Annotated in this window: 8 protein-coding genes; 5 read left to right on the forward strand and 3 right to left on the reverse strand. The window is 45.8% G+C overall.

Annotated features, from left to right (window positions below; genetic code table 11):
• Window positions 1–329 precede the first annotated feature (329 nt).
• The 3 genes from J2Z65_RS29175 to J2Z65_RS29185 all read left to right on the forward strand — a co-directional run bounded on the left by J2Z65_RS29175 (window position 330) and on the right by J2Z65_RS29185 (window position 15,251).
• Entirely contained in the window at window positions 330–4,871 is a 4,542-nt protein-coding gene (locus J2Z65_RS29175) for a LamG-like jellyroll fold domain-containing protein (protein ID WP_167055516.1), read from the forward strand.
• A gap of 86 nt (window positions 4,872–4,957) precedes the next feature.
• Window positions 4,958–9,706, forward strand: a complete 4,749-nt coding sequence (locus tag J2Z65_RS29180) for a LamG-like jellyroll fold domain-containing protein (RefSeq protein WP_167055519.1) — start codon at window positions 4,958–4,960, stop codon at window positions 9,704–9,706.
• A gap of 76 nt (window positions 9,707–9,782) precedes the next feature.
• The gene (locus J2Z65_RS29185; protein ID WP_167055522.1) at window positions 9,783–15,251 is read left to right on the forward strand and encodes a family 43 glycosylhydrolase; all 5,469 of its coding nucleotides are present in this window, start codon (window positions 9,783–9,785) and stop codon (window positions 15,249–15,251) included.
• Between the two features lie 317 nt (window positions 15,252–15,568).
• Here J2Z65_RS29185 and J2Z65_RS29190 read toward each other — a convergent pair whose 3' ends face one another.
• The 3 genes from J2Z65_RS29190 to J2Z65_RS29200 are packed head-to-tail and all read right to left on the reverse strand — an operon-like array spanning window position 15,569 to window position 19,978.
• Entirely contained in the window at window positions 15,569–16,537 is a 969-nt protein-coding gene (locus tag J2Z65_RS29190; protein WP_193580848.1) for a sugar ABC transporter substrate-binding protein, read from the reverse strand.
• Window positions 16,521–18,170 carry a response regulator gene (locus J2Z65_RS29195; protein WP_167055524.1) on the reverse strand — a complete coding sequence of 550 codons (1,650 nt, stop codon included), beginning with the start codon at window positions 18,168–18,170 and terminating at the stop codon, window positions 16,521–16,523. Before J2Z65_RS29195 ends, J2Z65_RS29190 begins: the two co-directional genes overlap by 17 nt.
• The gene (locus J2Z65_RS29200) at window positions 18,170–19,978 is read right to left on the reverse strand and encodes a cache domain-containing sensor histidine kinase (protein ID WP_167055527.1); all 1,809 of its coding nucleotides are present in this window, start codon (window positions 19,976–19,978) and stop codon (window positions 18,170–18,172) included. The genes J2Z65_RS29195 and J2Z65_RS29200 overlap by 1 nt, the downstream gene beginning before the upstream one ends.
• 266 nt (window positions 19,979–20,244) lie before the next feature.
• On the opposite strand from J2Z65_RS29200, the gene J2Z65_RS29205 reads away from it, so the two are divergent.
• Entirely contained in the window at window positions 20,245–21,282 is a 1,038-nt protein-coding gene (locus J2Z65_RS29205; RefSeq protein WP_167055529.1) for an ABC transporter substrate-binding protein, read from the forward strand.
• A gap of 79 nt (window positions 21,283–21,361) precedes the next feature.
• On the forward strand, window positions 21,362–22,743 hold a 1,382-nt coding region (locus tag J2Z65_RS29210), incomplete at its 3' end, for a sugar ABC transporter ATP-binding protein (protein WP_209856197.1).

Raw genomic sequence — 22,743 nt, forward strand, 5'->3', positions numbered from 1 at the left:
AATCTCAATCATGCGACTCTCGGAAACGCTTTCTAGCAATGATGATTTCATTATATAACTTTTATACCTATAGAATCTATACATTTTCATAAGGTAAACTTGTAAAATTTTAAGTTTTTTCATATAAATGCTAAGACGATTTGTTACACAAAATAATTTTTTAATAATGATTAAATTATAAGTTTCAAACAAATTATTCCATTTAAAATCCAATGAAAGCGCTTAGAATAAGAGTGGGAGAGGGGGCAAACGATGCAGGAGTGTTGGATGGAAACTTCTATGCCGTTCAATTTCATTAAAAACTGGCTAATGGAGTGATAGGAATAACGATGAGACTGAGAACTTTCAAAAAAATGGTTGGCTTCTTAGGCATGATGACAATGATGAGCAGTGTTTTCGTTTCACCAGTGCAAGGGTCAAGTGAGGATACAAATACTAACGCAAATATGACAATCTCGGCTGTATCAACCGTTGCAGAAGATAGTTTACTGCTGCATTACAAGTTTGATCAAACCAGCGGGACGACCGTAGAAGATGCTTCTAACAAAGGCCATAGCGGTACTTTAATGGGTGGCGCCACTTGGAACACAGAGGGGAAAATAGGGGGAGCCGTTACCCTGAACGGGACGAATGGGTATATCAAGCTGCCTGATGGTATTCTCGCAGACCAGAATGACGTAACCATAGCAACATGGGTAAAAGTAAATACCATCAAAACTTGGGGACGCGTGTTTGATTTCGGATCAGGTACGTCCAATTGGACGATGCTGACGCTGAAGAATGGCTCCGGATTCATGGAATTTTCAACGACCCCGGAGGGCGGCAGTAAAGAACTGGTAAGCGGCCCCGCCTTTCCGACTTCAAAGATCTGGCAGCATGTGGCTGTGGTAAAAAAAGGAAATAAAAGCACGATGTACATAAATGGTATAGAAGTTGCCAGTACAACTACAATGCCAACTTTACCATCTGTACTGGGAAATACAACGCAGAACTATATTGGGAAATCACAATATGCGGATCCGTATTTTGACGGCGGCATTGACGACTTCCGTATCTACAACCGCGCGCTCGAGGGCAATGAAGTGATGGGACTTGCGATCGAAAGCATGTCCAATCTCGAGCTTGTGGCATACTCCAAAAACTGGCTAAACCTCGGTGATACCTCCAAGCAAACACAAAACTTAAGCCTGCCTACGTCAGGACCGGGCGGAACGTCCGTTACCTGGCAAACCTCAGATGCCAGCATTGTAAAAACAGATGGGACCGTCACCCAACCTGCGGCCGGTCAAGGGGATAAATCCGTAACCCTTACAGCTACGATCTCCAAAGGGGACATTCAAGATACCAAAAGCTTTACCGTTGTTGTATGGGAATCCGGTTCGACCGCCTATACGATGAATATTAACGGCAGCCAGCCGGCGCATGATGTAAGTCCGACCTTATACGGCATCTTTTTTGAAGATATCAATTACTCGGCAGATGGCGGGTTATACGGCGAACTTGTACAGAACCGTTCGTTTGAATTTGATTCTCCGCTATATGCGTGGAACAACGTGATTGAAAACGGCGGTGCAGGGCAAGTAACAACGGCAAAAACCGATCCGTTAAATGCGAAAAATCCGAACTACGTCCGCTTATCCGTTACAAAACCGGGTGCAGGCGTAGGAATCTCTAACAGCGGATATGATGGCATTGCTGTAAAAAGCGGCGAATCGTATCATTTCTCCGTGTATACACGCAGCTCAGATTCACCTTCTAAATCGATTGCTGTGCAGCTTAGAGGGCAGCAAGGAACGGTGTATGATGCATGTACAATCAACGGCATTACTTCACAATGGCAGAAGTTAGATTGTTCGCTGAAAGCTAAGGCGACGGACACCAAAGCCAGCATAGTCGTAATGGCCACGGACGCGGCTACGGTGGATCTGGACATGGTCTCTCTGTTCCCTGAGACTACGTGGGGGAATCGATCGAATGGGCTTCGATACGACCTGGCCGAAATGCTGGATGACCTGCATCCCGGATTTCTCCGTTTCCCTGGAGGATGTATCGTTGAGGGAGGCTCCCTACAGAACCGATACCAGTGGAAAAATACGATTGGTGATGTGAACCAGCGGCAAATCCAGCATAACCAATGGGCTAGCAACTATTATCAGTCATTTGGTCTAGGTTTCCACGAGTATTTTCAATTAGCTGAAGATATTGGAGCCGAGCCGCTGCCGCTTCTCTTCATCGGTCAGGTATCCTGCACGGCTACGCCGCCAATGATTCCTCTCGGTGATTTGCAGCCGTATATTCAGGATGCTCTTGACCTGATCGAATATGCCAATGGCGATGTTACGACGAAATGGGGGGCAGCAAGGGCGGCGAATGGCCATCCAGAACCGTTCCATTTGAAGTATCTTGGACTGGGAAATGAGCTATGGGGTCAGAACTACCTTGACCGCTATAATATTTTCTACGATGCAATTAAAGCGAAATATCCGGAGATGAAGCTTGTCTTAAGCGCTGGAGCATACCCGGATGATGCTAACTTCGATCTGGCCTACAATTGGCTCGGTAAAAACGGACAGAAAGCAGATCTCGTCGACGAGCATATGTATCAGTCGCCGCAATGGTTTTATAACAATGTAAACCGGTACGATAAATACAGTCGAACAGGTCCGAAAGTTTTCGTCGGGGAGTACGCTGCTCACGGATCAGGCAAAAGAAATAATATGGAAAGCGCTCTGGCTGAAGGAGCCTTCATGACGGGTCTGGAACGAAATTCCGACGTTGTCGGCATGGCCTCCTTTGCTCCGCTGTTCGCCTACACGAACCGTACGCAGTGGACCACGGATTTGATCTGGTTTAATAATCATGAGGTTTTTGGAACGCCGAACTATTATGTCCAACAAATGTTCAAGAATCATCTTGGGCAAAAGCTGATGCCTACTGAACTGACCAAGAGGAACCAACCGTCAAGTGACGTAACCGGCTCTATTGTACTGGGTTCTTGGAGTACAGCAGTGGACTATGACAATGTCAAAGTAACAAGTGCAGATCATACGGAGCTGCTTAATAACGATTTTACAGATAGCGCTACTTTGTCACAGTGGAATAATTTTAAAGGAACTTGGGCGATTACGGGCGGCTTACTGAAGCAGACGGACGCAAGCGCTACTGATGCAAGGCTGCAGCTGCTTCAGGGGCAAAACTGGTCCAATTATACCCTGGAACTTAAGGCGAGAAAAGTTAGCGGCGCGGAAGGGTTCCTTGTCGGATTTGGAAACAAAGATTCCAATAACTACTATTGGTGGAATCTTGGCGGTTTCGGCAATACCAAAACGGTCATTGAAAAAGCCGTGAACGGAACAAAAACGACGATCAGCAACACGAGCACCAAAACAATAACGGCAAACCAATGGTACGATATCAAAGTTGTTGTGGAAGGCAATCGGATTCGCTGTTATTTGGATGGGGAGCTCATCCATGACATTACGGATAATACGATTCCCGGACCGCTTTACAGCGTAACAACGAAGGATGAAACGACTGGCGACCTGATTGTAAAAGTTGTCAATATCTCCGGCGAAGCTCAAAGTACGCAAGTGAACGTTAGCGGAGCCGAGTATATTCAGCCTGAGGCTACTGTTATTGAATTAAAATCGGCATCAAGTGCAGATGAGAATTCGTACAACGATCCGACCAACGTGTTCCCGGTAACGAAGAAGGTTAGCGGCTTTGGGAAATCATTCTCCTATAGCTTCCCTGCGTACTCGCTCTCTGTCATAAGACTGAGAACAACTAGTGCGCCTGTTATCGACAGCATTGACAATGTCAATGTCCATACGAGCATTGGAAGCGCGCCGCAATTGCCGGCCGTTGTTACGGTTACGAAATCCGACGGCAGCAAACAAAACGCGGATGTTGAATGGAAGCGAGTCGATGAGGACCAATATGCAACCGTGGGAACTTTTGAAGTAAAAGGGATCGTAGCCGGCACGTATTTGAATGCTTATGCGACGGTTCAAGTTGCTGAGAAAAAGAACGAAAACCCGGCTGCAGTGCTAACGGGACCTTCATCCGTTGAAGCCGGCAGCAGCGTTGATTTGACTTACGGCTTTAGTGATGTAACCGAGAGTGTTTATGCAAATGACATCACGGTGAATTACGATCCCAACCATTTGGAGTACGTATCTGCAGACTCCTTGGTAGAGGGGATCCAAGTCGTAGGCAACTCTGAACCTGGAAACTCAGGCAAAGTGAGGATTCTGGCAGCGAATACGGGAGCTGCCGTTTCAGGCACGGTTCAATTGCTGAAACTTCACTTTAAAGCCAAATCGGTCAGCGAAACGACTTCAAGCACCGTAACTTTAAGCGATGTCATAATAGCAAATAGCAGCGGTGCCGAAACGAATCTCAATAGCGGAGATGCCTTGGCGCTCCAGATCACAGTGAACGATACCGTTGATAAAACGGCATTGTTGAACTTGATCGCAGCCGCTCAGCAGCTTCACGATGCAGCACAAGAAGGCAGCTTGCCGGGCGAGTATCCTGCCGGGGCCAAAGCGGCACTGTTTAGTGCGATTGCCAAGGCGCAAGGCGTAGCGGCTGATGCCGGCGCGAACTCACAAGCGGTAAATGCAGCTATTGGGCAATTGGAAGCGGCAATTCAAGTGTTTAAAGCTTCCGTGGTGACTGCGCAGACAGGCGATTTGAACGCAGACGGCAGGTTCAGTATCGGAGATCTTGCCATTGTCGCAAGCAGCTATGGCAAAACGAAGGCTGATCCGGATTGGAATACGCTTTACAAGAAATCGGATTTCAATGGCGACGGCATCATCGATATCGTTGACCTCGCAGCAGTAGCCAAATTGATTATAGAGTAAGTCCAGTCAGAAGAGTGTCCGAAAGGCCGCTCTTCTGTTCTCATTACTCGTTAAATCAACAATAGAAAGGCAGGACGATGAATGTAATGAGACGTACTTTAATGATATTCCTGGTTTTCACTATGGTAGTCGGCAGCATGTTTAATTTCGTTAAGAAGACGTCCGTTGTGAAGGCAGACAGCGAAAACCCAGTTTTGGTGTCTGCAAGCTCCAAATTAGTCATTCCTAACGGAAGCAATATACGTGGAAATATTACGCTGCCATCCCAGCTTGATGTGGATGGGAGTAAAGTCAATGTGACATGGCAATCTTCGGATCCCCTTGTCATCACGGACAAAGCAACGGGTGGCAGCGGAGAAATTCCTGCCGGTGTGGTCAAACGCCAAGCCACAGACCAAAATATGATTTTGACGGCTAATCTTGAATTGAACGGAGATGTTATCCAAAAAATATTTCCTGTAACCGTCAAAAAATCCGCTCAAGTGGAAGCATATAAAGGCTACATCTATACGTACTTCCGGGCTAATTTGTACGGCAACGGGGAAAGTCAGCAGATCCATTTGGCTTCGAGTAAAGACGGGCTTTTCTGGGACGATATGAATAAGAACGAACCAATTTTAACTTCGACTTTGGGGACAAAAGGGGTGCGCGATTCGTTCATTGTCAGATCCCCTGAGGGTGACAAATTTTATTTGATCGCAACGGACCTAGATGCGAATGGCGGTAATTGGGGAGCATATGCGACGGCTGGAAGTAAGTCGATTATGGTATGGGAGTCCGATGACTTAATCAATTGGTCGGACCAGCGGATGATCAAAATCGCGCCGGATAACGCAGGGAATATGTGGGCTCCAGAGACCATTTATGATCCTACGACCGGTGAGTATGTCGTTTACTGGGCATCCAATGTCGGCGGTCACAGCATTTATTATGCCAAAACCCGTGATTTCTGGACATTTACAGAGCCTGCAATTTACAAAGCTAAAACCGCTTCAGCTACTTACATTGATACGAATATGATTGAAAACAACGGAAAATATTATCGTTTTACAAAAAATGAAAATGATTTAACGATTTTATTAGAAAAAAGCAATTCCGTGCTTGGTAATTTTGAACTGGTTGGCAATAAAATTGCCGGTGAAAGCGGTGTAGAGGGGCCTGCCAGCTTTAAGCTAAATGGCCAAGATAAATGGATACTTCTCATGGACGGTTATACGGGAAGTAATTCAGGTGTCGGATTCTTTCCGTTAATCGCTGAAAGTGCAGCGGATTTGGATGCAGGTAATTTTAGAAGACTCGGAAAAACAGAATTTAGAATGCCGACAGGAGCCAAACACGGCGGAATTATTCCTGTCACTCAGAAAGAGTATGATGCCGTTATGGCAAAATGGGGAAAAGATCTTGTGAAACCGGTGGCGCCCGATACTGGCGATCAACTCGTACCCGACCTGCAATATAAGTTTGATGAAACGCTGAGCGGGAATACCGTAGTGAATACAGGTGCTTCAGGAACCAAAAATAATGGAACGCTATATAACGGCGCTGTCTATAAAACAGATGCAGACAAAGGAAAGGTATTGAATCTCGGCGGAGGAAACGCGAATACCAACAGTCCCTATTTCGCATTCCCGCAAGGGTATTTTGACGGCAAAGATCAAGTATCGATTATCATGGACATCAAATCGGAGATGGATAATCAATTCTTCTTTACTTTCGGTGTGGGCCAGGATAATCAGAAATATGTATTCTTGCGCACAAGGGCAAACGAAATCTATTCGGCCTTAACCGTGAAATCCAATCCAGGCGAGCAAAAAATTGTTTCAGCACAGAGTCCTTCAATTAAAAATACGTGGACGAATATCGCTATTGTGCTGGACCGCAATGCTGACGGTATCCACAGTACAATGAGGCTGTATAAAGACGGTGTACTGCTAGGTCAACTAACGGACTTAATTGCAAATTTATCAACGATGGGGCCGGACCTAAAAGCTTATTTAGGGAAAGCATTCTACAGCGATCCCTATTTCAAAGGTTCCTTTGATAATGTTCGAGTTTATAACCGTGCACTAACAGATGTGCAGGTGAATCAGGTGTTTAATCAAACGAGCTGGGAAACACCGGGTGATGCGGACATTGTTAATCAAGTGCTAGCCGACTTAACGATTCCGAATGCGAATGACGTTCGTGGCAATATGACATTGCCGACACGCAGTGCAGAAGGTGCAACGATTACTTGGCAAACGGACAGAGCCGATGTCGTTAATGTTAATGAGGTGGTCAATGCTAATTATGACGCCATGCCTGGCGGGGTTGTAACTAGACAGAACACCGATACACAGGTAACCCTGACCGCCACGGTTAGTTATGGAACAGCCGTTCATACCAAGCAAATCCCTCTTACTGTAAAAGCAAAGGTTGCGAAAGGAGATTATAAGGGTTATTTATTCGCTCATTTTACAGGTGAAAGTGCAACAGGAGAGCAGATTTATTTTGGGAGCAGTAAAGATGGCTTGCATTGGCAAAACCTGAATGACGGGGAAGCTGTCTTAACCTCGGATATCGGAGAAAAGGGTGTTCGCGATCCTTATATTTTACGTTCTGCGGAAGGAGATAAATTCTATATTCTCGCAACGGACTTAAGAATCGCCAGCGGAAAAGGCTGGGGTGCGGCGATGAATGACGGAAGCAAATCCCTTATTATTTGGGAATCTACCGATTTAGTGAATTGGTCGAAGCCCAGAATGGCAGAGGTGGGACCTCCGGATTCAGGATTTACATGGGCGCCTGAAGCGATGTATGACGAAAAAACGGGTGAATATGTTGTGTTTTGGGCTTCCAACATAAAAAATTCATCGGGTGGTTTTGACGCGCCGAATATCTATTACGCTAAGACAAGAGATTTCTATACGTTTACGAAGCCTACTTTATACATTGACAGGCCAGGTACCCAAGGGATCATTGATACGACAATGATTAAAGATGCTGACGGCAAATATTACCGGTATTCCGGTGATGGTCAAATCACGATAGAGGGCAGTGATCAAATCCTCGGCACATGGTCGACTATTGGCACGCTGGCGCCAATCGGATTAACCGGCAGTGATGTAGAAGGACCATTAATTTATAAGTTCAATGATCGCAATGAATGGAACCTGATGGTCGATCAATATGCTACCGGCAAAGGGTATCTTCCTTTGGTTACTTCGGATCTGTCCAGCGGGAATTTCAGAAAATTAACGACAGCAGAATACAACTTAGATGCAAATACGAAAAGGCACGGTGCTGTTTTAAACATCACGCAAGAGGAATACGATGCCGTAATGGCCAAATGGGGCATATTCGCTAGAGAACCTGTAGAGGATCAGCAGGAGCAGCCTATTCTCGCCTATAACTTTGATGAAACGATGGCAAATGGCCAAATCCAGGATACTTCAGGCAACAATTATACAGGTACTTTGAACGGAAATGCGACGTATGTAACAGACCAAGAAAAGAATTCCAAAGTCTTGTATTTAGATGGAACAACGAATACTTTTGCGGCTTTCCCGACGGGCTTCTTCGAAGGCAGAAATACGGTGTCCATTTCCATGGATATTAAGCCGGAAACCGTCACAGGCAACTTTTTTACATTTACCATCGGAAAAAATAACCAAAAGTACATGTTCTTAAGAACGCGGGATACCGAAATTAGAAATGCGATTACGAAATCGACGTATTCAAGCGAGCAAGAAGCAAAAGCAGCAACAGCTTCTATTAAAAGCAAATGGATGAACATTAAGCTGGTCATTACACCTACAAGCATGACCATTTATAAGGACGGCGTACTGTTCGCGCAAAACAATAATGTTTCGGTGAGCATTTCAGACTTTGGCCGAGATGTATTGGCCTACCTTGGTAAATCTTTTTACCCGGCGGACCCTTATTTCAAAGGTTATTTTGACAATGTAAAAGTGTACAATCGTGCACTTACTGCGTCTGAAATTAACGGGCCATCGAGTGAGAAGAATACGGCTGTTCTCAAAGGAGCTGCGAGCGTAGGCGGCGGGCAATCACTTGAACTTACTTACGGGGTTTCAAACGTGACGTCAGTGGTGTATGCAAATGATCTGCGCATACATTTTGATCCTGCAAAGCTGCAGTTCGTCTCAGTGGAAGCAATGCGCGATGGCGTGATCGTTGCGGATTCCACGGATACTTCCGCTTCAGGGGTCGTTCGACTCCTGCTTTCAAGCCTGGGTTCGGAGCATGCTTTTACGGGTTCTGCCGACCTGCTGAAGATCAAGTTTAAAGCAGCTTCAAGCACTACATCCGCTACTAGCTCTGTATCCTTGAGCGACGTAGTTGTGGCAAATCACTTAGGTGTTGAAACCAACCTGAATAATGGAAACGTGCTTCAGATTCAAATCAACCCGACTGTAGATAAAGCAAGTCTGCTTCAAGCTATTTCCAGCGCGCAATCTCTGTATGCCTCAGCTGCAGAAGGAACCCAAATCGGGCAATACCCTGTTGGCTCAAAAGCTGCATTGAATAGTGCGATTACGGCTGCACAAGCAGTGGCTGATTCTGCAAACGCTAATCAACAGGATGTAAACAGCGCAATAGACCGGCTGAATGCAGCAGTTCTGGCATTCCGCAACTTGGTCAACACTGCGCAGAGTGGAGATCTTAACAACGATGGCAAATACAGCATCGGTGATCTGGCCATAGCGGCAATAGCTTATGGTCAAACCTCCTCTTCCGCAAATTGGGAAGCGATCAAACATGCGGATTTGAACCACGACGGCAAGATCGATATTCTTGATTTGGCTGCTATCGCCAGATTGATTTTGGAGTAAGTGCAAGCGATATGAGGGAGGTCAGCTTCCCTCATATCTTTCTTAGAGATTTACAGAAAGGTGGGAAAATAAACGCATGAAACCTTTTCTAAAGGGTCTGCTTATTCTGACACTAGCTTTTGGGAATTTACTTCCTACTTCTATAGGGGAGAGTTCAATTGCACATGCCGAAGGGGAAACTCAACTTTTGTCCTCGAATCTTTTGGCTCAGTATCCGTTAATCGATGATGTGAAGGATGTGTCGGGCAACGGAAAAGACGGAGAAGCTGTCGGTAGTGTTTCGTTTAGCGATGGTTTAACTTTGCCGGGCGGATCGGGCAGCAGTACCAATTACGTCAAGCTGCCAACTGGACTGTTTGACAATCAGGATTCGGTCACGGTATCTCTTTGGCTGAAGAGCAATACGGGAAGTGGGAATTATTCGGCCTTATTCTTTGGGACACCGGCTAATAGCAGCAGTGTGCCAGTTAACTATTGGTTATTCAATCCAACCAATCCAAGCGGCAACTTTAAATCGGTCTTTACGAACACTGTCAATAATAGTGCGCCTTGGAGTTCAGAAGTCGGTGTAACATCCGCCTCGACTACAGGGAACAAAGGGGTATGGACACATTATACGACAGTCATCACTCCAACATCGCTTACCGGTTATATCAACGGAGTGAAGATAGGAACTGTCAGCAAAACAAGGAAAACAAGTGATTTCGGGACGGGGTTAAATGCCTATATTGGGCGTTCCAATTATTTGAACGATCCCGCATTTGCAGGTTCGTTTCAGGATTTGCGTATCTATGGCGAGGCTCTGAATGATGCCGGAGTGACTTCCGTGTATACGGAAGGATCGAAGGTCATGGCGCTGCAGCAGGCGAAGAAAGAGCTCGCCTTGGGAGACACCTCAGCCGTTGCAGATCATATGACGCTTCCGGTAACAGGAGCGAACGGATCGACGATCTCATGGAAGTCGAGTGATGAGACGGCCATATCCAACACAGGGGTTGTTTCACTCAAAACTTCTGAGCAGAAGGTTACATTAACGGCAACAATCTCGCTGGGAGGCTATCAAGCTACCAAAGAATTTGCGGTTACACTAGTATCTAGCGAAGGGATTGCTGAAACATTTGCCGATAAGCTGTATCTCCCTTATGTACTTATTCAAGGCGATACTCTACCGACTTCCATGGGCAGCGCCTCCATCAAGTGGAGCAGTAGTCGTCCAGCCATTATCAGTAATGATGGCATCATTCAACCATCTTTACAAGGAATGGAAGAGGTTAGCTTAACAGCAGTTGTTTCTATCAGTGGACAGCAGGCTGTGAGACAATTAAAGGTTAAAGTCATGGAAACTGCTCCGTCCTATTTATTAGGCTATACCCGTTCAGGAAGCACGCTAGCTACTGATGCCATGCACCTGGCGTATAGTCAGGACGGCGGAACGTATTCTGCACTAAACAATAATACGGGTGTCTTATTCGCCAAAGCAGATTTTACAACCAGTATTGCCGGAGTGTCCAAAAAATTAGTTAAACCGTATATATTCCGAATGTTGGACGGCACTTTTGGTGTTGTTGCAACAAGACAGGAGAGTACGGGACTGCAAAGTGCAGACGAGAAATCATCCTTCCTATTTTTCAAATCAAAGGATTTAGTATCCTATGAAGAAGCAGGATTGATTTCGCTGCATACCAATCAAACGGTAACTAACCCGATTAGTGAAGTCGACCCTTCTACTGGAGAGTACAGGATTGAGTGGAAGGCCGAAGACGGCAGCAGTTTCTATAATACAACCAAGGATTTCGTAACGGTCAGCGATCCAAAGGCTGGAGCGAAGCTCACTGTCAGAAAAGGGACAGTCAATGTTGCTGACGCTGTTCCAAGCAACCGCCTTCCAGTGACCAAGGTGGAGGCAAAGGCTGTAACCAATAAGCTCATGAAAGTAATCAATACGAGTGTAACTAGTATTTCCATAAATGTGGAAAAGGAACAAAAATTTACTTTTGATGACCTTAGTCAAATGAAGGTAACTGCCTCCTATAACGACGGTTCAACGGCTAGTAAAGCTGTGAGTTGGAATGAGGCTGAATTTAACCAAATCGATTTTAGCAAAAAAGGGGTATATCAAGTAAACGGGACAGTCAAACAGACCCTGTATCCAAGCAATATGATCAAACAATATGCAGATCCGAATGTTTTTCGATACAAAGGAAAATATTATTTTATTGCAACGAATGAAAATGGTCAAAAGGATCTCAATATGAGGTCGGCCGACACTATTTTGGGATTGAAGGACGCAGCTTCGGTTACGATTTGGACGGCGAATGCATCCGGAGACATGTCCGGAAGTATTTGGGCTCCAGAGCTGCACGAAGTGAATGGGCAGTTATATATTTTCTTTGCTGCGGGCAGCCCTTCGGCTTGGAATACCGTGCAGTCACGTGTGATGAAGCTGAAAGATGGCGGGAATCCGCTGAGTGCTTCCGACTGGGAAGTACCGATCCGAGTTCAGAATAAAGCGGGCGGCTTCCTTTACACCGAGGGGATTACCCTGGATATGACCACCTTTGAGCACAAAGGCGAGTACTATATTATCTGGGCTCAGCGGAAGATTACATCTCCGGAAAATTCGAGCTCTGACCTTTACATTGCGAAAATCGACCCGAGCCAGCCATGGAAGCTGACGACAGACCCTGTTCGTATTGCGAGACCTGAATATGGCTGGGACCGCCGGACAACGCCTGTGGATGAAGGACCGTTTGTTTTAAAACACGGGGATAAAGTGTTTGTCACTTTCTCAGGTTCAGGCGTAGATCAAACTTATAGCATCGGATTGTTAAGCGCTGATGGAAACAGCAACTTATTGGACCCGGCTTCATGGACAAAGACCAATTACCCGATTCTCACATCGGAATCTGTTCCAGGTGAATATGGCCCGGGCCACAACTCTTACGTAGAAGATGAAGATGGCAATCTGGTTAATATTTATCACACTATCCCGTCATCCGGTGGTCAAAGAAATACAAATGCAAGAAGAGTACATTGGGCAGCAGATGATACGCCGGTTCTGGATATGACATTGGATAGAGAGATTTTACCCGAAAATAGAGCTGTAACGGCCACGTTTGTCGTAGCAAATGACGCTGTGCCGGCGATTCCCAATTTATTGATGTGGTACAAATTTGATGAAACAAGCGGCGCCACAGCGATTGATTCTTCAGGCAACAATTACGACGGCACGTATGTGAATACACCATCGTTTGGCACGGGGATAAACGGCGGCTCATTCAAAATGGCAGGCGGAGCTTCCAATTCAACTACGGCGCCTTACGTGAGAATACCGAACGGAATTCTAAAGGATGCAGCGAACATCACGATTTCCTCTTATGTCAAGTGGAGCGGCGGAGCGATTAATCAATGGCTGTACGCTCTCGGACTTAACAGCAACCAATATATATTTACAACGCCTTCAACAGGAAGTGCGATGAATACGGCCATAACGAATGTCAGCAGTTCCTCTACAGGCCAAGGCTATACGGCTGAGCAGAGATTCGGCATGTCATCGCCGCTGCCAACGAATGTATGGAAGCATGTAGCGGCTGTCATTAACTCCGATACCAAAACAGCTGTGCTGTATGTAGACGGCATTGAAGTAGGCCGGAATGAGAACATTACCATCAAGCCGTCTGATTTGTACAATGCGGCCAATAATTACTCCGGCTACATTGGGAAATCTTTCTACCCGGATCCGTATTTTGCAGGAGAGGTTGATGATTTCCGAATTTATAACAAAGCGTTGAGTGCCGAAGAGGTCAGCACATTATCTGGCAATACGGCTGCGATCATTAATATGAATGCAGCGGAGCAGAAGACGAAGCCTCTCATTGATGGAACGAATCATACCATTATGATGGTCTTGAAGCCTGGTAGCAATTTGAAGAGTCTGGCGCCAAGCCTGACACTTTCGAATGGAGCAACCGTCACACCGGCATCCGGATCGGTTCAAGATTTCACGAACCCGGTCACGTATACAGTAACAGGCAAAGATAATAAGATTCAGCAATGGATAGTAACTGCGAAAATTCTCAAGACGCCTGTGCTTCCGGGGCTGTATGCGGATCCTAATGTTGCCGTGTTTGGTAACAAGTTCTACATCTATCCGACAACGGATGGCTTCGCTGGTTGGTCGGGTACGCAATTCAAAGCGTTCTCCTCTGACGATCTGGTGAACTGGACGGATCACGGCGTTATCTTCGATGTTCCAAAGGATACGACATGGGCTACAGGCAAGGCTTGGGCTCCTGGCATCGAAGAGAAGAACGGCAAATATTATTTCTACTTCTGTGCGGACAGCAAGATTGGCGTGGCGGTGTCGGATTCTCCGACAGGACCATTCGTCGACGCTCTGGGCAAACCGCTTGTTGCAACCGGACAGTACGGAAGCGGTCAAATGATTGATCCTGCTGTATTTACGGATGAAGATGGGCAATCCTATCTGTACTTCGGTAACGGTAGAGCCTATGTGGGCAAGTTAAACGCGGATATGATCTCTCTAAGCGATGTAAAAGATATTACGCCGTCCGGCTATAACGAAGGCTCGTTTGTGTTCAAGCGTGATGGCAAATATTACTTCATGTGGTCGGAGAATGATACACGCGATGAGAATTACCGGGTTGCTTATGCCATCGGGAATTCGCCAACTGGACCGTTTACGAAGCAAACGGTTGTACTTCAAAAGGATTTATCGCTAGGCATCAAGGGAACTGGACATCACTCCGTTGTAAAAGTGCCTGGCAAGGATGAGTACTATGTGGTTTATCACCGTTTTGCTATCCCAGACGGTGACGGAACGCATCGTGAAACGACAATCGATAAAATGGAATTTAACGCAGATGGAACGATTAAACCGATTGTTGTGACGCTGGAAGGAATCAGTCCGGTTACAATTCCTGGTGTTCCGACAGCTGCGAATGCATCCTTACAAGGACCTGCCAGTGCTGCTTACGGACAGTCTTTTGATGTGACATATGGGTTAAACAGTGTGAGCATAAATGTGTATGCTCAGGATATTACGATTTCTTACGATCCTCATCAGTTGCAATTCCTCTCGGCAGATCCACTGAAGGATAATTGGAAAATCGTTGCTGTCTCCTCTGACACAACTGGCAAAGTAAGAATAATTGCAGCCAATGTCGGTTCTGCGCAGGGGACAATGGAAGGAATGTTCAAATTATCATGGAAAGCGTTGAATTCCACGGCGAATTCGAGCACTTTGACTCTGTCGGACGTTGCCGTCGCCAGCGGTGACGGTGTGGAAACAACGGTGCAGGGCGGAACTTATCGTCTACAGCTTACGGATGTCGTACAGGTACCTGGTGATATGAACGGCGATAATCGATACTCCGTCGGCGATTTGGCCATGGTTGCCTCTTACTATGGCAAAACGTCATCTGATCCGAACTGGATCAATCTGTACATGAAAGCGGACTTCAATCATGACGGCGTCATCAACGTTGTTGATCTCGCAGCTATAGCTCGTTTGATCTTGGAATAGTACAAAAAAGAATCGGGAACCTGACAGGTTCTCGATTCTTTTTTGTTGCGTTATTAGCCAAGCAGGCGGTCGGTGGTTGGTGACAGGGGAACGACAGGGCGCTATTTTGCCCTAAAGAGCCCTTTGCGCGAGGGAAAGGGAACCAGGGTCCGCTATTTCACATTCTGGACAGAGCTTTGGACGATCGAGGTGAAATAAGGCCCTGTAGTTCCACTACAATCCACGAAATACCGGTTTTCACTTAAATAAGGGAATGGAGTTCCCTTTAATCGGGCGAATCCCCTGTGACGCTTGTCCGGAACACAGATTAATCGTGATCATTCAGGGGAATCCTTCGTCAGTTCCCGTAACCCGGTATCCACATTGACCGGGATCGTTTCTCCGCGAACGGCACGGAGCAGTTGTCCGATAATATCGTCTCCCCATACTTGTTCATTTTGAGAGATGACAGAGGTGATCTGCCCGTTAATCAGAGCTTCTTTCACATTTGGCATCATACCGAAAGCTATCGAGTTCCGTTTCAATCCTTTAGCTTTCCATAAGAGAATTGAAGCAGAGCTCGACAAAATATCAAGGGTTAAGAGTGTATCAAAGTGAGGATGATCATCAATCATACGCTCCATGTCAGACAATGCCCTGTCAGAGGAACCTTCGTTATAACCGACTTCAAGCACTTGGATACCGGTATTCCTGGACAAGTAGTCGAGCATGCCGGAAAGCCGATCCTTTTGAGTGGATGAAGTAGAGGAGCCTGACTCCACGAGGACCATCCCTTTTCCTTTCATGAGCTTGCCAACGACTTCCCCCATTAAAGCTCCGCCACGATAATGATCCGGACCGATATAGGATAAGCGGCGGCTTTTAGGTGCATCGGACTCGAAGCAAATCACCGGAATGCCTGCTTCTATGGCTTTATTGATGGCAGGAGTAAGCGCATCCGGATCGATAGGATCGATGGCAATGCCGTCGACCTTCTGTTTAATCATAGTTTCCATCATACGGATCTGCTGCTCTAAACTGATTTCTTCGGGTGCCTTGACCACGAGTTGAACCGAATTAGCGGCAGCGGTCTTTTCCGCCAGTTGGGTAATGACCTCGTAAAAGGAATGAGCCATCGGGTAAATAATTCCAAACGTATAAGCGGGATGCTGGTCATTCTTTGGTGAGGATGGTGGCGTTTCCGAAGAAAGCAGGGGGCTGGAGGTAATCGCGCTCCTGCAGCCCACGGTTGTAAAGAGTGAAAAGATCACTAAAAATAGAAGGCATTTCTTAGGAGTAACTGACAAAGCCCTTATGCTCCTCTCTTTCCGAAGTAGGCAGGTCTTTGTTCAACTGGCCGCTTTTGCGGAACTGTTTTGTCGTCATTCCCGTAACCCGTTTGAATAGATTTGAAAAGTAGTGAGCATCGTTATAGCCTACTAGGAAGGCGATTTCATACGATTTGGCTTGTGTCGTTTGAAGCAGCTCCATCGCTTTGCGAATTCGGGTTTGCGTCAAGTACTCAATGAACGTTTGGCCAATCTCTTGACTGAACACTTTACTTAAGTGGCCGGGACTCAAATTGACATGATCAGCAGCATCTTGAAGCGAAAAGTAATCTTTATCATAATGATCATGGATATACTTTTTCACTTTAACCAGCATATCTCCATATTTATCAGATGCCCCGGATCGCCACTGCCAATATTGCTCGGAGAGCCCAATCAAGTAAGCACATGATTCATCCCATGACCGTATAGATTCTATGGCATTCTGCATCGTATGCAGGGTCGTATCGAAGTTGGCTATATTCGGATAAGAATCTCTGGCAGACCGGAAAACTTCTAACGTTAAATCGTTTAAAATATAATACCCGATAAGCGAAGAGTGCCAGTCTGTATGCTGAAGGACGGAGGCAAAAGTACGGACAAATGACTCTGCTTTAGCCGGTGAGCCGATCTTCAAAAAGTCAACAAATTGAGCCCGGTCTAGGAACACAGACTGTTCAAAGGAACCGTTTCTTGATTCCAGCATCGCCTGGCGATTTTGACGGGATAAACGGCGCCAATGCATGTCTTCCATGGCTTCCAGGAAGGAAACATGAATGCCCTGCATACGGTCTTGAACACTCCCGATGCCGATGGAAATCGAGTAGGGCAGCTGATCCGTTGTTTGGTTTTGCACGTGTTGGAACGTCTCTAGCGCTTGCTTGATGTGTTCCGGAGATTCTCTTTTCAGAATCCAAACGCACTCCGTTTTACTTCGCTTGAACACTAGAATATTGTCACCTTCAAGCTTGAGATTCAGCTTATGCTCATCTTGCTTCATATAGTCAAAAATATCATCCGGAACGGAATCGGCCGATGCCATTTTGCGGAAATCTGCGGTTACGACGACATAGTAACGGGAGAGCAGATTCAAGCTCAATTTAGAGCTTAGATGGACAGCCTCGGAAGTCGTAATGAAACCGCTGCACAGATCATTAAGCAGCTTGCTTTGCGTTAAGCCCGCATGCCTGCTTTCTCCTTGTTTTAATTGCTCGATCTGTTCTTTTGCGCGGCGTTCGTCATCAATCTTATCGCTAACCTGACGCAGGGTTTGTACTAAATCAGCCGAGCTGATCGGCTTCGTGCAATATTCTTCTACGCCTAGGCGAAGGGCGGTTCTGGCATACTCAAAATCACCGTGACCGCTTAAAATAACAATTTTGACATCGGGCATATTTTTTCTGACAAAGGAACTCAACTCCAGACCATCCATGAAGGGCATCTTAATATCTGTAATTAGGATATCCGGTTGATACTGTTCGATCATGGGAAGCGCCACTTCACCGTCGGAAGCGTCTCCACAATAAATAAAACCCTCTTTTTCCCATTGGATGGTATCACGAATCGTTTCGCGGATTAAAATTTCATCGTCAACCAGCAACACTTTTTTCATCAAATGTTACCTCCTGTCATTGGTATTCGAATTGAAACTTTCGTTCCCTCGTTTTGAATGCTATCGATATGTACTCCGTAATTGTCCCCATAGTACAGTTTAATCCTTTGCTGCACATTATGGAGGCCGAACCCGCCGGACACTTCGTTTCCGGTTTGCTCAGGGGGCTGATTGTTCGTTAAATAATCACGCATCTGTTCAAGCTTCTCCGGCGACATCCCGATTCCGTCGTCTTCCACAATCAGTACAATGTCTTCTTCGTTATCAATCAGGCCGATGATTCGAATCATGCCTTTGCGGCGCTTATTTTTTAAGCCGTGATATAAAGCATTTTCCACAATTGGTTGCAGAATCATTTTTAATATCGGATATGGGTTTAAGCGGGGTTCAATATCAATCTCATAATCCAAAATATCACGATAGCGCATTTGTTGAATGACTAAATAACTATGCACATGCTCAACTTCTTTATTAATAATAATCCAGTCGCGTCCCTTGCTTAATGAAATGCGGAACAGTTTGGATAAGGATTGAACCAACTGTATGACTTGATTATTCTTGCCTGCTTCAGCCATCCAGACGATGGAGTCCAGCGTATTGTACAAAAAGTGAGGATTGATTTGTGCTTGCAAAGCCCGCAGCTCCGCCTTCTTAATTTCCTCTTGTTCTTTAATGCTTTGTTCGAGCAGTTTTCGGATTTTACTGAGCATGATGTTAAAGCTGTTGCCTAATTGGGCTACTTCATCATTGCCCGTTGGAACGACTTTAGCTTCCAGGTATCCTGAAGCGGCTAGCTGCATTTTGCTTTTCAAAAGGTGAAGCGGATGTGTCAATCGATTAGAAATAAAAAAATGAAGTGAAACAGCAAAGATAAAGCTTAAGACAACCGTAATGATAATGAGTTGGCGAATGGAGTTGGCTTCTTCAACGATTTCTTGAAGTGGAACGTAGCCTACAATACTCCAGCCTGTCATTCGCGAAGGGGCGACGTAGACGAATTTCGGCTTGCCTTCCTTAGAATCAATATAATTGGTATCTGCTCCGTTAAGAAGATGTGTCAAATCGGAAGGGAGCGGGAGTTTGGCATTACCTTTTAAGGTCGATGGTGTGAAGATTGGCGTGCCCGATGAATCCACTACAAAATAGAATCCGGTCTGACCAATTGTTACGTTATCGCAAAATTGTTTGACCACCTTATCATCTAAATCAATGACGATAAATCCAATGACTTCGTGCGTAATTTGCTGCTTGACCGCAGCCATAATAGAGATGACGTTCGTATTACTATATTGAAATCCGTCGATTCTGTCGAGAGCGGATGCCTCGGAAGGAGGGATAATCAAGACCTCGTCCGGTGTGTTAGTCAAATGTGTTAAATGCGGGTTGCGCAGCGGATTTTTCTCGAGCTGAAACAAACCCTTTCTTTCACTGATGCCTCTGCCGTACAAATTGATCATCGTAATATTGAGAACGCTATCATATTTGTAAGTTTGCCGGTAGGAGTCCATCGTTCTTAATATCTGCTTGGTATCCTCATAGGTATCTTCCTGGGAAAATAAGAAATGAAGCACTTGTGTATTTTTGCTAATTTCAAGCAGCTTCCTCGTGTCTATAAATTGCGTGTCGAGGTCTCTGGCAAGCTGATCTGCGGACAGCATGGCTGCTGCTTTACTGTTGTTAAAAACTGTTTTAAATGATTTTTGGTAGGAAATGAGGCCAACCGCAATAAGAGGGATGCACGTTAGAATGATAAACATTGTAAGCAGTTTTATTTGTAAGCTTGATGAAATCCATTGTATCAATCTCATAATTGTTATGTAACCTTTCTAAACGTGGAGGTCTTAAGTCTCAACCTTACTATAACAAATTGTCGTCCATGCGGATATGGTAACGTATACATTTCACCACAAATAACAATTTCCTCTCATAAAAACAAACTTTTGTCGATCGAGTTTTGAATAACCACTTAAAAAATTACAAGAAATGAGCTTGAAACTCTGTATAAAAGTCATCTGAAAGCGTTTTATAATGAGGTCACACCGAGCAAGAGGTGAACTAAGGGGAGGAATTGAACATGAAAGTTACGAAAAAAATGGGGGTCCTCGTTGCGGCTTCCTGTATGATGTTATTCACAGCGGCTTGCGGGAACAGCGCGAGCACAGGAGCAAGCACAACGACGGCTCCAACAACGAATGCAGCGGCTACCGCAGCTCCTGCTACTCCGGCAGCAGCCAAGAAAATCTCTCTAGGCTTCGCTCAAGTTGGCGCAGAGAGCGGTTGGAGAACGGCAAACACGAAATCTGTACAAGATTCGGCGAAGGAAGCGGGCTTTGATTTGAAATTCTCCGATGCCCAGCAAAAGCAGGAAAATCAAATTAAAGCGATCCGTACATATATTCAACAAAAAGTGGACGTCATTGCGTTCTCTCCTGTTGTTGAATCGGGTTGGGATACGGTGTTGAAAGAAGCGAAGGACGCCAAAATCCCGGTCATTCTGACAGACCGTGCTGTTGATTCGAAGGATACTTCACTATACGCGACGTTCATCGGTTCCGATTTCGTAGAGGAAGGCCACAAAGCAGGTAAATGGCTTGCTGATAAATATAAAGACACCAAGGAAGACGTGAACATTGTTGAGCTTCAAGGAACAACAGGTTCAGCGCCGGCAAACGACCGTAAAGCCGGATTTGCGGACGAGATTAAAAGCAACGCTCACTTAAAAGTGATCGCATCGCAAACGGGTGACTTTACACGGGCAAAAGGGAAAGAAGTTATGCAAGCTTTCTTAAAAGCTCATAAAGATATCGATGTTCTTTATGCACACAATGACGACATGGCGCTTGGAGCGATTCAAGCTATTGAAGCGGCAGGCTTGAAACCAGGTCAAGATATTACAATCATTTCTGTCGATGCGGTGAAAGATGGCATGACAGCAGCAAGCGAAGGCAAAATCAACTTCATCGTGGAGTGCAACCCATTACTTGGACCACAATTGATGCAAGCTGTCAATGATGTTGTTGCAGGCAAACAAATCGAGAAACGTATCGTAACCAAAGAAGGCGTGTTTACTTCGGAAGACGCGAAGAAAGTGCTCGCAGATCGTCAATACTAATAAGATCAGATAAAGGTAAAGCCACTCCATACAAGTAGCAGGTGGAGTGGCTTTTCTCTATAAGGAGAGGAGTTTTCCCATGGGAGAAAACAAGCCGATATTGCAAATGACGGATATTCATAAACAATTTCCCGGTGTTAAAGCATTGTCAGGCGTTAACTTCCGGATGTTCCCGGGGGAAGTCCATGCTCTGATGGGCGAGAACGGAGCCGGTAAATCTACATTGATTAAGGTTCTCACCGGGGTGTATTCCATTGACCAAGGGAAGGTTGAATTAGACCAGAAACCGGTCAGAATCCATAGTCCTCTGGATGCGCAGCAAGCGGGGATCAGCACGGTGTATCAGGAAGTCAACTTGTGTCCTAATCTTTCTGTCGCAGAAAATATATATATCGGTCGCGAACCGCGCCGGTTTGGCCGTATTTTATGGAAGAAAATGAATGAAGAGGCTGCCCTGCTGCTTAAGAAGAGAATGAATCTTGAGATTGATGTGACATTGCCCTTGCATAACTATTCCGTCGCCGTTCAGCAATTAATTGCGATTGCAAGAGCGGTCAGTATCTCCGCCAAAGTGCTAATTCTGGATGAGCCTACGTCCAGTTTGGACCGGGGCGAAGTCATGCAGCTATTTACCGTGATGACAAGACTGAAGAAGGAAGGTCTGGCCATCTTGTTTGTAACGCATTTCCTTGATCAGGTATATGAAATTTCAGATCGAATAACCATTCTTCGTAACGGAGAATTTGTTGGAGAGAGCATGACCGAGGATCTCTCCCGAATAGATTTAGTATCCAAAATGATTGGTAAAGAGCTGCATTTGCTGGAAGAACTTCCGAAGAGTGCGAATGATCCTAAGGTAAAAGCAGAGGTGTTATTAGAGGCTTACTCGTTGGGGAAAAAGGGGGCCATTGAGCCGGTGGATTTCTCCATCCATAAGGGGGAAATCGTTGGCTTGGCCGGACTTCTCGGTTCGGGAAGAACCGAGCTTGCCAGATTGCTCTTTGCAGCTGACCGTGCGGATTCAGGTGAGCTGAAATTTTCCGATTCGCCAGCTGCGATACACTCACCGAGACAAGCGATTGACCAAGGCATTGCCTTCTGCTCCGAGAATCGCAAGACTGAAGGCATCATTGACGACTTAACCGTTCGCGAGAATATCATTCTTGCGCTGCAGGCGACGCGTGGCTGTTTCAATGCGATTCCCCGAAAGCGCCAGGATGAAATAGCGGAAGAATATATTTCCGCTCTAAATATTAACCCGCCAAATCCGGAGCATCTGATCAAAAATTTAAGCGGAGGCAATCAGCAGAAAGTACTGCTGGCCCGATGGCTGCTGACGAATCCGAAGCTGTTAATCTTGGATGAGCCGACAAGGGGAATCGATATCGGGGCCAAAGCGGAAATTCAGAAGCTTGTGCTCTCCTTGTCCCAAAAGGGCATGTCGGTGCTCTTCATTTCTTC

It is taken from the genome of Paenibacillus aceris, assembly GCF_017874035.1.
GTDB lineage: Bacteria > Bacillota > Bacilli > Paenibacillales > NBRC-103111 > Paenibacillus_E > Paenibacillus_E aceris.